The following is a 12,953-nucleotide window of genomic DNA, read 5'->3' as shown; positions in this document are numbered from 1 at the left end:
CGGGACGCGATGGAGGAACAAGGTCCGCTTGAAGATTGCAGATGGCCCTTGGCAGAAATGGGATAAGGTGACTGGAGGATTCTCAGAGTTTTTCGCCGAACTGGTAGGCTTCGTCGCAAAGCTTGCGAACAAATCTCACTCCCATATCTTCGAAACTCCGCCTCCCGCTTATTACTTCTTGGCCTTTTATGTCGACCAGAAGAAAGGCTGGACGCAAGCTTGGAACAGCTTCGAAAACCTGCAGCAATATGCCGATTGGCGCGAAAAGATAATTCGGGCGCATGTTGGATATTACAGTGCTGAGTATTTCGAACTCGCAGCAGATATAGCCCGCGAAAAACACTCAATCAAGAGCGAGAGAGAGAAGGCGCAAGAGCTAGCGCGGGCCGCAGAGATAGTGGAAACGTTCATGCCTGCGGTGGAGATGCCGGCCACGACCGAAGAGCTTGATGCAGCCATGTCAGAGATTAATCAAACGCTCGTAGGCATCCGAGCGCGCGAATCGCACGCTCTGACGAAACTGCATGAACGACGCGAAGAGCTCATGTTTTACAAGGTCCAGCGAGAAATCGCAGCCGAGGCTATCCGAGAACTACAAAGTGACTATGCGTTCGCAGTCGAAAACGTTCCTGAGGACGTTCTCACTTGTCCGCTGTGTGGCACACTTCACGACAATTCTCTGCTAAATCGTGCCGAGCTTCTTCAAGATAAAGGGCAGGCAGAAACGCAGCTAGAAATCCTGACGAAGCAGTATGAAGACTGCGAGAAATCGATTGCATTCCAGGAGTCGAGGCTAGCAAACATTCGGAAGAAACTAGAAGAACTCGAGGCTAAGGTGCGCCGCGTCTCGCGGGACGTTGGGGTGCGCGATATTCTTGCCGGGTTTGCGGCTCACACAGTTCGGTTGAGGGCGGACGAAGCGAATGCAGTCGCTCGAAAGAACGCTCTAGCGCGCAACAGGACCGTTCGGCAATTCGAAAAGGCGCAACGGGATACGAAAGATGCCGACAAGTGGGCAAAGATTGACAAGGACTTCCAAGACGAGCTCTTGAGTCTGTGTACCTTGCTTCGAGTCAATCTCACTGAGAGCATCGGTGATAAGACAGTGGTCGACTATCGTCGTATTGTTGATAGCGGCGGTGCCGCTGAGGGAGCGCGGCTGCATCTTGCCTATCAGTTGGCTCTTTATCACGTCATCGAACTTCACGGTACCGAAGTGGTCAGCGCACTGATACTGGATACACCGAATCAACAGGACCAAGCGCCGATGAATTATGAGGTCATTCACAAGGCTATCATGAAGTACGTTCGGAAGGACGCTCAGTTGATTCTCTGCGCGACGCGCTCTCCCGCGCTCAAGGCATACGAAGCGGGTGCGCACGTAATCGAACTGGATGGCGAAAAGCTGCTCACAGAGAAAGCCTATGGTGAAGTGCGGTCGTTTTTTGATGACGCATTCGCGTGAACGAAGTAGCAGAGGGCTCATCGCCATCGGATCGAAATGCGTGTCTCTCGCGGGTAAGATTGGGAGGAAATGACCTAACGAACGGCATGCCGGTGGCGCTTAGCGCTCACGTCTCACACATCCGGCTCATGCATACACTGCTTTGCTGATATTTGAGCGCAATTGCGAGAGACGCGGAGATGCCCATCGGCTTGTTCTGAGCTCTGAGCAAGAAACTATGCTGCAAAAGGCCGCGAGTCTGGCGGCCGACACGGCTGCTCGAATGGCTGTTCTTCTTTGCCGATTCAACCCGTCGCATTTCCTTGCCCCTTCGGCGAACGTTCTGATCATGGGGACGGGACGATGAGCATCTTTTGATGTCCCTCGCCCATCCCAAACAACGTCTAGGCGTGTGCGTTGAAAGGCGTGCTACTTGATACCAAGACGGCTTGCGCGAGGAACTGTATCAGCTCAATGTCGTCAGAAAGCTGCTCCGATTCATGCGTAAATGGAAGAAGCAAGTCTATGTTTTCGTCTCTCGAGTCAGCCTTTGTGTGGACAATCTTGCAACGAATGTCATATATCCTGTCAGCAACGTCGTTCCTGAGGTCTGCAGATACGTTCGCTAGCGGAATCTTGTGATAGGGAAGCGACTTTGACCTTGTGAGAAAAAAATTCTTCGTTATCTCATCTTCCTCGAAATACCGACGCAATGCGTCCGGGTCAATGCACTCGTTCAGAGTTGCACGAAGCTGCGATCTTTCATCGCCGTATGCCCCGCTTCGACTAACGTAAATCGCCGCGAGCAGCTTGGCAACGTCAGCATCACGATCAGATCGAAACGTTGGATCCTTAAGTATCCCTTTTAATTTGCGTTGCGCTTCGGATCTAGAATAAATAGGAAAATAAAATTCGATTACTTGATAAAACGCCAAAAATTGCAATAAAGGCATACTACCGGCACTTCGCGCATACCAGTAAAGCGACATCGGCGCACTATCGAACTGCGTTTTAGGGTATTGAAGCTCGACCTGGTCCGTATTTCGTGGAATGACTCTTTGCCGCGAACGTATGCGCTTTCTCTCTCGCTCCAGTACTAAGGGGGTGTCGGTGAGCAAATCCAGTTGAAACAAAATTGCCCCCGCCACCTTATTCAGCAGTGACAACGCGTCGTCGTGATTTGACAGATGACAACCAGAAAGTTTCAACGTCAATTTGAAACGACTAGGTACTCGGCAAAGCTCTTGATATACATCCGAAGCCGGACTAATCTCGATGTAGGGCATGCCGGGCCTGTCAGGCGACACGATTATTGCCTTAGAGCTTTCTGAGCCAGTTGTAGGGTTCCAATCGCCACCAAAGATTCGACGATATGTGTAAGACGAAGGTAGAAAATTCTGCACTGCGGGCTTAACGCCTGCCTCGACGGTCCCATCAGCATAGGAGCAAATAGCCTCCAAGCCAGACAGAAAAACGTATTTTTCAAAAGGAATCGAAATCAGATTAGAGATATTGTCAATCGTCGCGACGACGGATCGCTTTCCTCGCGCACAATTTATTTCCATCTTTAATCTCGGCAACCCATTGAACGGTTCGATCAATTCAATTGGTATATTTGCAGTTTTGCACCGCTCTTCTAGTTTGGATTTAGCTTCTTCGAAATCTTCAGGCGTCGGATTCGACTCGACCTGCTCGTCATCGAACTCCCCGTCTACATCAGACATTACCGCACTCCCCGAAAGTCCTACTAAAAATTCGTGAATTGCCCGCTGAAGGCGGGTATTGTGGTTTGCCATTGTCCGTGCCGAAGCTTACGGATGCCCCAATTCTAGCCACGACAATTGCTCGGCACAACTTGTATGACGATACCGAGGAGCTTGTCCGGTCGCCGCACTCGCAACCGTTGAAGAGGAAGGTAGACAGGGGCTTGAAGTCGTTAGATGTCGGATTCTGATCGCGGAGCGGCCGTTCATTGCGCAGAGGGTGAGCGTCCGCTCCGAGTCGGTAACTGCCAATCCGAACAAGCATGAGCGTAGGTCTTGTCACAGGTCTGCGCGATGATCCTTGTCAGACACGGCGCAGCTCCTACTGCACCAACAATCCCCGCACCGACTGTTCAATTTCCGCACACCGAATCGCAGCCACCCACCGATCCGCGCGGCCGCGCCGGGTGAGAATAAACCCGTATAGCCCCGCTTCTCCTCACCCACCTAACCTCGCGCGCATGCTGGTCGGGCGGCGCAACGCCCGCTCCGGCCGATCGGAATTTCGTGAGGAGACTACATGGATAGCAGCAGCAGCACCGCCCTGTTCGACGCCGACATCTGGCGCGGCAAGACCTTCACCGGCCGCTGGCACGCGAGCCCGCACACGGCCGACGTAATCGAACCCGCAACCGGCAACACACTCGGCCGCATCGGTCTCGCCGACGCCGCGGCCATCGCCGACGCATCGGCCGCCGCGCATCGCGCGCAGCCCGCCTGGTTCGCCCTGCCCTACGACGACCGCGCGGCGGTCCTGCGCCGCGCCGCAGCCGTCGCCGAAACGCACTTCGATGCGATCGTCGACTGGCTCGTGCGCGAAAGCGGCTCGACGCGCGCGAAGGCGTCGTTCGAAACCTCCGTCACGATCAAGGCACTGCACGAAGCAGCCGGGCTGCCGTCGCGCGCGGCCGGCGAAGTGCTGCCGTCGGCGGCCGGCCGGCTGTCGCTCGCGCGCCGCCGCCCGCGCGGCGTGGTCGGCGTGATCTCGCCGTTCAACTTCCCGCTGTACCTCGCGATGCGCGCGGTCGCACCGGCGCTCGCGCTCGGCAACGCAGTCGTGCTGAAACCCGATCCGCGCACGGCCGTATGCGGCGGCGTCGCGATCGCGCGCGTGTTCGAGCTCGCCGGCCTGCCGGAAGGCGTGCTGCACGTGCTGCCCGGCGACGGTGCGGCCGGCGCGGCGCTGGTCGCCGATCCGCACGTCGCGATGATCCAGTTCACCGGCTCCACCGCGGCCGGGCGCAAGGTCGGCGAAGCGGCGGGCCGCCACCTGAAGAAGGTGTCGCTCGAACTCGGCGGCAAGAACTCGCTGATGGTGCTCGACGACGCCGATCTCGATCGCGCCGTCGCCAACACCGCATGGGGCGCGTATCTGCATCAAGGCCAGATCTGCATGGCGACCGGCCGCGTGCTCGTGCAGCGCGCGATTCACGACCGCTTCGTCGCGAAGCTCGTCGAGAAGGCACAAAGCCTGCGGGTGGGCGACCCCGCGACCGCGGACGTCGGCCTCGGCCCGCTGATCAACGCCGCGCAGCGCGATCATGCGGCGAGCGTGGTCGACGCGGCCCGCCGGGCCGGCGCACGCGTCGAGACGGGCGGTGGCCATCGCGACCTGTTCTTCGAGCCGACCGTGCTGAGCGGCGTCGCGCCGGGCAATCCGGCATTCGACGAGGAGATCTTCGGGCCGGTCGCGATCGTCGTGCCGTTCGATACGGACGAAGATGCGATCGCGCTCGCGAACCGGACAGAATACGGGCTGTCGATGGCGATCCTGTCCGCCGACGTCGGGCGCGCGCTCAGGATCGGCGAGCGCTTGAACACCGGGCTGCTGCACATCAACGACCAGACGGTCAACGATGAAGTGATCAACCCGTTCGGCGGCGTCGGCGCATCGGGCAACGGCTCGAGCATCGGCGGCAGCGCGAACTGGGAAGAATTCACGCAGTGGCAGTGGCTGACCATCAAGGGTGAAGCGCCGCTTTACCCGCTTTGACGAGGAGACCGACCATGTACACCGAAAACGATACGCGCGCCGTCACCGCGGCCGTCGCACGTGCCGCCGGCGCGCCCTTCTCGATCGAATCCGCCCGGATCCGCGCGCCGCGCGGCGACGAGGTGCTGGTGCGCGTCGTCGCGACGGGCCTGTGCCACACCGACCTGATCGTGCGCGACCAGTACTACCCGGTGCCGCTGCCGGCGGTGCTCGGTCATGAAGGCGCCGGCGTGGTCGAGGCGGTCGGCCCGAACGTGAAGACGCTCGCCGCGGGTGACCACGTCGTGCTCACCTACGGCGCATGCGGCCACTGCGCGTCGTGCGTCGGCGGTCACGGCGCGTATTGCCGGCAGTTCTTCGGGTTGAACTTCGGCGGCGCCGACGCCGACGGGCAGACCGCGATCCGCGACGCAGCCGGGCAACCGCTGCACGATCATTTCTTCGCGCAGTCGTCGTTCGCGAGCCACGCGCTCGCCCGCGAAAACAACGCGATCAAGGTGCCGACGCAGGCGCCGCTCGAACTGCTCGGGCCGCTCGGTTGCGGGATCCAGACCGGCGCGGGCGCGGTGATCAATTCGCTCGCGGTGCGCACGGGCAGCAGCTTCGCGAGCTTCGGTGCCGGCGCGGTCGGCATGAGTGCCGTGATGGCCGCGCGCGTCGCGGGCGCCACCACCATCATCGCCGTCGACATCGTGCCGTCGCGGCTCGCGCTGGCGCTGGAGCTCGGCGCGACGCACGCGATCAACAGCAAGGAAGTCGACGTCGTCGACGCGATCCGCGAGCTCACCGGCGGCGGCGTCGACTACGCGCTCGAGTCGACCGGACTGCCGGCCGTGCTGTCGCAAGGGATCGATGCGCTCGGCTCGCGCGGCACGATGGGCGTGGTCGGCGCGCCGAAGCTCGGCACCAGGGCCGAATTCGACGTGAACAGCCTGCTGCTCGGCGGCCACACGATCCGCGGCATCGTCGAAGGCGACAGCGTGCCGCAGACGTTCATTCCGCAGCTCGTGCAGTTGTATCTGCAAGGACGGTTTCCGTTCGACCGGCTGGTGAAGTTCTATCCGCTCGACCAGATCAACCAGGCGGCGGAAGACAGCAGCAAAGGCATCACGCTCAAGCCGATCCTGCGTTTGCCGCATTGAGCGCGGGGGCGCCGCCGGCCATCGGTGGCCATCGTGGCTATCGGGCTGCCATCGGCGGTGCCCCTGTCGGGAAAATACCGCGCTTCGGGCGCCGGGCTATATTACGCATTCGCGCGACACGCCGGGCCGCCACGCCCGGCCCCGGACACTCGACCCCCAAATGGAGCGCAGCGTGAAGACGGCCCCCGAATCCCTTGCACGACCGGTCGACCTCGACCGGCTCCGCGCCCGCTTCGCGGCGGGCGAGCCGCTGCCGGAAACGGCATTGCCGGCCGCCGTCGCGCGCTCGTGGCTGCGTTCGCGCGACGCCGGGCTCCGGCCGTGGCAAACCGCCCGCTACGAAATGCAGCGCGAGTTCGACGAACCGCGCGCGGACCGGCGGCTGCTGCGCTGCGTCGCGCAGGAGATCGAGCAGCTGTGGGCCGCGTTCGGCGGCAGCGAGTGGACAATCTTCTGCGTCAATCCGCGCGGCACGATCGTCCATGCGCGGCGCAGCCCGCAATGCGACGACACGCTGCTGACGCCGATCGTCGCCGGCCGCCGGATCGTCGAACCGAACATCGGCACGACCGCACCGAGCTGCGTGATTCACGACGGCACGGAGGCCGTCGTTGCGGGCGCGCAGCACTATCTCGACGAGTTTTCGCGGGTGTTCTGTCTCGCGGTGCCGCTGGTCGGTTTCGACGGCGAAGTGATCGGCGCGCTCGACATTACCGGCATCGGCCGGCGCAATGTCGTGCAGCTGCGCGAGCAGTTCCGGCATGCGGCGTTGTCCGCCGAGCAGCGGCTGTATGCGATGCTGCGCGACTGCCATCTGCTGCAGGTGCAATACGATCCGCGCTGGCTCGACACGCCGCTCGCCGGGGTCGTCGCGCTCGACGAAGCGGGCCGCGTGCGCGCGGTGAGCCGGCTCGCGCGCCAGATGCTCGACCTCGCGCCCGAAGGGCCGGTCGCGCCGGTCGATCTCCGGCAACTGTTTCCCGGGGCGACGCCCGCGCAACAGCGCCGCCTGCTGACGCCGGCGCGCACGCCGCAACGGATCGCGCGGGACGATGGTAGCCACGTATGGGTGCGCACGGTGCGTGCGCCGCTCGATCGGGCGACGACGGCACGCCACGCCGATGTGCTCGAAGAAGCCGCCGACGTGTGCAACGCGGCGCCGGCCGCCAGCCCTCAGGCGAGCCTGCACGAACAGTCGCTCGACGCGATTCGCAGGGCGCTCGGCGAGCACGACGGCAATGTGTCGGCGGCCGCGCGGCAGCTCGGTATTTCACGTACGACGCTTTATGCGAAGCTCAGGCAACTCGATGCGGCGGGGCTCAGGACTGGCGGGCCGCATCGCGTAGACCAAAATGAAGTCGCCCCCGTTTGCGAAGTGAAGATGTCACTCCGTCGGTCGTCGTTGACCAAGAAATGCGGAACCTTCGGGAATTCATGAGGTTGCACGTCGCGCATTAAGGTTGTCGCTGAGCACGGTATCGCGAAGACGTGCGGACAGCGGGGACGCGGTTCGTGACTCACGGACTAGACTGCGGCGATCCCCGTGGTCGGAAACACCGTCGGTTCCTGGTCCTCGCCGGCGTCGTCCGGTCCGCGACACGCCGCGCCGCGCGCCTCCGTCGCGTCGTTATCAAAACTGCGCCGTCACCTGGAACCCGAGCGTAACCCGTGCCGTTGGAAAACCGGACGGCTTGTAGATCGGCGTTCCTGCGAACAGGTCGTAGCCGAACCCACCGAAGCGCGTCCCGACGCTGCCCTTGACGCCGATCACCGCGCCGGCAAGCTGCGTTCCGACTAGTGCGACCGGCTGCGGGCCCCACACGCGGCCATAGTCCAGCCCGGCGTAAATCGCTTGGCCCGTTTGGCCGATCGGCATTTGCAACTCGTTGCGCCAATACAGGCCACGTGCTGCCGCCAACATCGTTTCACCGTCGAAACCGCGCACCGTGTAGCGGCTACCGATGGTCAAGTCATCGATGTAATACAGCGTATTGCCCGTGTACTGGCCGTGAATGCTCGTCACGTAGCGGAACGGCTGCTTGGCGATCGCAAACGGAACCGACAGATTCGCATCCACCACCGCCATCTTGTAGCGGTAGGTCGGGCCACCACCGGCCGCGAGTATGTCATCCCGCGCGCCGAGACCACCGACACCCTGGCGATAAGCGAGCGTGCCGTCGAACTGCGCGCCATCGAAGTAGTGACGATCGGTCAGGCCGAATTCGATGACGGTTGTGTTGCGGCGTTGTTGCGTGATTTCCGTGTCTTCGATGAAGCTTTCGCCGAAGCGACGCGACAGGCGGACATACCCACCGAACACATCGTTCTGACTGCGCAGCAGCACGCGCGCCAACTTGAAATCCAGCGTCTTCGAATTGCCGCTCGCGACGAACGTCTGGTTCACGCCGGCAATCTGTTGATAGTAGGTGTTCGTGTACGCCGCAACCGTGGCGGTCCAGTAGCCCCACGGAATCGAATAGAAGCCGTTCCAGCCGTGCGACCCGAGGCGCTTGTCGCCGAATTCGAGGTCTTGACTGACGCCGACGTTGAACACGTCGTTCAGGCCAAGCGGGTTGTCGATGCCGATCGACAGATTGCCCTGCAGTCTGCCTGTTGCGCGTGTGCCTGAATTGTCGATCGATGCGACGACGGTCCACGGCTTGCCGCGCTTCACGTCCAGCACCACATCGCTTTCGCCAGGCTGGTCAGCGGGGACGATTTGCATCGACACGTCCTGACTGGTGACGCGCTTCATCTGCTCCAGACCTTGTTCGAGGTCGCGCAGGTTCAGCACTTCGCCGTCGCCGGTCGGGAACGCGGTCTTCCACGTGCCGCGCAGTTTCTCGTCAACGAAACGGACGTGCCGAATCACGCCCGGAATCAACGCAAGCTTCAGCGTGCCGGTCGCCAACTCCTGTTCCGGCAGCAACACGCGCGTCGTGATGTAGCCGCGCGCCAAGATTTCCCGAGACAAGCCCTTGACGATCGTATCGACGCCTTGCTTACCGACACACTGGCCCGCGTAGTGGCCGAGCCATTCGCGCGCGAAGGCGAAGCGATCCATCGGCAGCGCGGACGCACCGGCTGACTTCGCGGCATCGGGAAACGAATCCGGCACGTCGAGCGCAAAGCGGTCAATACGGAAACACGGCTGTTCGCTCGGCAACGTCGGATAAGTTTCGACGCGCGGCACTTCCGATCGCACGGAATGGACACGAAGCGCGGCGTCGCGCTGCTGCGCGTCGCGTTGCTGCTGCGCCTGTCGATCCTGTTCCGCGTTCACACGTGCGGCGGCAGCTCGATCTTCTGCGGTGGGTGCCTGCTGTGCGTGAACCCCGAGCGATAACAAGGCCGTGATCTGTAACACCGTCAGCCGCTTAACAATTGTAATTATTATTAAATCACTTATATTTGATCGGCAATCTTGATTGCCGATCAGTCAAATATATACTTCTTAATCAACAATCCCGCGAAAATCATCCAAAATGCAGCCACAACAATCCAGTAATTTCTACGAGAACTCTTGCTCATTTTGGACCATGTCTCTTCGTCCGGACCACCTGGCGCGACCATATAAATTCCTATTTCTTCGGGTTATTCAAAGGGACGGCATGACTAAATGGCGAGACGCCAAAGGAGATTTTCCCCGGCGACGCGATTCCAAGCTCAAGCGCAGTGCTTCCGCCAGGAATGTGTTATCGCAATAAATGCATTCACATCAAACGGCGTCGGTACGGACAAATATGCCTGAGTTGCGTCGCCGGTCATAAACGAATTAGTTGAGGTAGCGTCATGGGCGCCCCATATCCATCCCAACGTCCCGACAATACCAGGCATCGTCGTAATCGAACGAGGATTAGCTTGGGTGACCCCTCCAGATACGTATGTTGTGCTGCGCGCCACAACCGCGCGATTTTCCGCTCACGCATCGCAGCATCAGGGAACGCATGGAGGCAGATCGGCGTGCACGTGCGGCGCCACGCGAAATCACGCATGCCAAGCACGCGTGCCTGAAGTCGGACAACGATTGAGTTTGAGGCTGAAGGCGTCCAGCGGGCGCGGCGTCGTGACCGGCCGCATCGCGTGCCGGTAAACATCCTGTGCATTGACGCGCCTGCAGCGATCAGTGCAACGCGCCGGCGGCACGCTCGCCGCCCCCGCCGGCCCAGCGGCGGCTACGCCAACGCCCGCCGCTCATGCAGCCGCAACGCGGCCCACGCAATCCCGGCCGAGAAGATCCCGACCACGCCGCCGAACGTGCCGATCCACGGCAGGCCGAAATCCCCGGCGATATGGTTGCCGAGCAACGCACCGGCACCGATCCCGACGTTGTACAGCCCGGAAAAGATCGACACCGCGAGATCGGTCGCCTCCGGCGCCAGCTTCAGCACCCACGCCTGCATCGCGAGCCCGAAGCAGACGATCGCCCCGCCCCACACCAGCGTGTGAACCGACAGCGTGACGATGTTCAGCGCGCTCGGGAACAGGATCAGCAGACAGGCCGACAGCGCGATGATCGACGCGAGCAAAAAATCGGCCGGCCGTTCCGGAAACACGCGATTGAAGCAGAGCGCGGCCGGCATGCCGGCCACGCCGAACAGGATCAGCACGTAGGTAATCCGGCTGCTGCTCGCATGATTGACGCTCTGCACGAACGGCTCGATGTACGTGTACGACGTGAAGTGCGCGGATACGACCAGCACGGTGATCGCATACAGCGCCACGAGCGCCGGCTTCCTGAGAAACGCGCCGATGCTGGAAAGCGATCCGGCGCCCTGGCTCGGCAGCACCGGCAGCGTCATGCGCAGCATCAGCAGCGCGACGGCCGCCGCGCCGCCGATCACGAGGAACGTCACACGCCAGCCGAGCGCCTCGCCGATCACGCGCCCGAGCGGAATGCCGGCGACCATCGCGATCGCCGTGCCCATCGCGAGCAGGCTGAGCGCGCGGCTTTTCCGGTCGCTCGGCGCGAGCCGCACGGCCAGCGGAACGGAGATCGACCAGAACACCGCGTGCGCGCACGCGATGCCGAGCCGGCCGATCATCAGCACCGTGAAATTCCACGCGACGCCGGTCACGACATGGCTGCCGACGAACACCAGCAGCGCGCAGCTCAGCAGCTTGCGACGCTCGACGTGGCGCGTGACGAACGTGAGCGGCAGCGACACGACGGCGACGGCCCATGCGTAGATCGTCAGCATCAGGCCGACGTCGGTCGGCGGCATCCGCAGGCTGTCGCCGATCGCGCTCAGCAGCGCGACGGGCACGAACTCGGTGGTATTGAAGATGAAGGCAGCAAGGGCCAGGGCCAGAACGCCCCACCACGACTGTTCGGAACTGACGGCGTCCGGGGTTGCCATACGGGAATTCGACGAAGGTTGGGGGCGCGGGCAGCCGGCCCGGCGCATCGGCGCGATTGTACCAGCGGCACATGACATGCCGCGGCGCGCCGCGCCGCCGGGACATGGCGATGACACGGCCGCGCGCCGATAATGCGTCGAAGGATATTTCGCGGACGATTTGCCCGAACGTCATCGGGCCGGGAGATTCACATGCGCATTGAAACGTCGTTTCTGTTCGATCTCGACGGCACGCTCGTCGACAGCGTCTATCAGCACGTGCTCGCGTGGAAGGAAGCGCTCGATGCCGAAGGCATCGAACTGTCGGTATGGCGCATCCACCGCAAGATCGGGATGAGCGGCGGCCTGTTCCTGAACCAGCTACTGCGCGAGACGGCCGGCGACATCGACGCCGAGCGCGTCGAGCGGCTCGCGCGGCTGCACGCGGCCGCGTACCAGCGGCTGCGCGCGCAGGTCCGGCCGCTGCCGGGCGCGCGCGAGCTGCTGGCCGCGCTGTCGAACGCGGGCATCCGCTGGGCGATCGCGACCAGCGGGCGAATGGAAACGGCCGCCATCAACCTCGAGGCGCTCGGCGTCGATCCGGCAAAGAACGTGGTCGTCACGCGCGACCAGGTCAAGTATGCGAAGCCGGATCCCGACCTGTTCCTGACGGCCGCGGCGAAGCTGAACGTGCCGATCGAGCACACGGTGGTGGTCGGCGACAGCATCTGGGACATGCTCGCCGCGAGCCGCTGCCGCGCGCTGGGCGTCGGGCTGCTGTCGGGCGGTTACGGCAGCGACGAGCTGGAACGCGCGGGGGCGCTGCGCGTGTACGACGATCCGGCGGATCTGCTGTGGCATCTCGACGAGATCGCGGCACGGCCATAGACCGTTCGCGTTAGCGGATCCGGTCGCGCGCGGCGTCGGCATGCAGTCACGAAAGAGCCGAGCCGCGCACCCGCGCCCTGTTGATCGAACCGGGTCGGTCGATTCGATTCGATTCGCCCCGAATCAATCGTCATCGACCCGCTTGTCGATCAGATAACGCCCGCGCTCGACGCCCGCGCGCAGCGCCTCCTCCTGCGTCGACCATTCGGAGCCGGCCGGCTCCGGCACGATCAGCTCGATGCGGGCACCGTCGACATAGACCTGCACCTCGTCGTCCCACGCGCCGCGCGCGTTGCGCCGCGCCCATACGCGAATCTCGTGGCCGCGATACGGGTCGCGAACCTGTGCGTCCTGTTGATGTTGCATCCTGGCCTCCTGTACTTA

General features: G+C 62.4%; 9 protein-coding genes and 1 pseudogene. 5 read left to right on the top strand and 5 right to left on the bottom strand.

All coding sequences use genetic code 11. From position 1 onward, the window contains the following. Positions 1–28 precede the first annotated feature (28 nt). Complete coding sequence (locus tag DID99_RS04515; RefSeq protein ID WP_124666167.1) at positions 29–1,465, top strand: hypothetical protein; 1,437 nt, start codon at positions 29–31, stop codon at positions 1,463–1,465. 383 nt (positions 1,466–1,848) lie between these two features. On the opposite strand, the gene DID99_RS04510 is transcribed toward DID99_RS04515, so the two are convergent. Continuing rightward, positions 1,849–3,240 carry a hypothetical protein gene (locus tag DID99_RS04510; protein ID WP_124666166.1) on the bottom strand — a complete coding sequence of 464 codons (1,392 nt, stop codon included), beginning with the start codon at positions 3,238–3,240 and terminating at the stop codon, positions 1,849–1,851. Positions 3,241–3,727: 487 nt separating this feature from the next. Here DID99_RS04510 and DID99_RS04505 point away from each other — a divergent pair, with 487 nt between their 5' ends. The 3 genes from DID99_RS04505 to DID99_RS04495 all read left to right on the top strand — a co-directional run bounded on the left by DID99_RS04505 (position 3,728) and on the right by DID99_RS04495 (position 7,780). Then, entirely contained in the window at positions 3,728–5,200 is a 1,473-nt protein-coding gene (locus tag DID99_RS04505) for a benzaldehyde dehydrogenase (RefSeq protein ID WP_124666165.1), read from the top strand. Between the two features lie 14 nt (positions 5,201–5,214). Then, complete coding sequence (locus tag DID99_RS04500) at positions 5,215–6,342, top strand: NAD(P)-dependent alcohol dehydrogenase (protein WP_124666164.1); 1,128 nt, start codon at positions 5,215–5,217, stop codon at positions 6,340–6,342. 172 nt (positions 6,343–6,514) lie between these two features. Beyond that, positions 6,515–7,780 carry a helix-turn-helix domain-containing protein gene (locus tag DID99_RS04495; protein ID WP_260444542.1) on the top strand — a complete coding sequence of 422 codons (1,266 nt, stop codon included), beginning with the start codon at positions 6,515–6,517 and terminating at the stop codon, positions 7,778–7,780. Positions 7,781–7,972: 192 nt separating this feature from the next. Here DID99_RS04495 and DID99_RS04490 read toward each other — a convergent pair whose 3' ends face one another. The 3 genes and pseudogenes from DID99_RS04490 to DID99_RS04475 form a co-directional block, all read right to left on the bottom strand. Then, positions 7,973–9,733, bottom strand: a complete 1,761-nt coding sequence (locus DID99_RS04490; protein WP_124666163.1) for a ShlB/FhaC/HecB family hemolysin secretion/activation protein — start codon at positions 9,731–9,733, stop codon at positions 7,973–7,975. 190 nt (positions 9,734–9,923) lie between these two features. After that, positions 9,924–10,245, bottom strand: a pseudogene (locus tag DID99_RS38425) (polymorphic toxin type 22 domain-containing protein). A 272-nt stretch (positions 10,246–10,517) separates the two neighbouring features. After that, positions 10,518–11,702 (bottom strand): sugar transporter, encoded by a 1,185-nt coding sequence (locus DID99_RS04475; RefSeq protein WP_044843420.1) that lies wholly within the window; start codon positions 11,700–11,702, stop codon positions 10,518–10,520. Positions 11,703–11,894: 192 nt separating this feature from the next. On the opposite strand from DID99_RS04475, the gene DID99_RS04470 reads away from it, so the two are divergent. After that, positions 11,895–12,569: an HAD family hydrolase gene (locus tag DID99_RS04470; protein WP_044843419.1), complete on the top strand. Its 675-nt coding sequence runs from the start codon at positions 11,895–11,897 to the stop codon at positions 12,567–12,569. A gap of 123 nt (positions 12,570–12,692) precedes the next feature. Here the strand turns inward: DID99_RS04470 and DID99_RS04465 are convergent, their stop codons facing one another. Beyond that, complete coding sequence (locus DID99_RS04465; RefSeq protein ID WP_124521841.1) at positions 12,693–12,935, bottom strand: DUF6566 family protein; 243 nt, start codon at positions 12,933–12,935, stop codon at positions 12,693–12,695. Positions 12,936–12,953 lie beyond the last annotated feature (18 nt).

This window comes from Burkholderia sp. Bp8986 (assembly GCF_003854225.1).
GTDB lineage: Bacteria > Pseudomonadota > Gammaproteobacteria > Burkholderiales > Burkholderiaceae > Burkholderia.
Note: the sequence above shows the minus strand (reverse complement) of the source record. Positions and strands in the feature narration are given on the sequence as shown.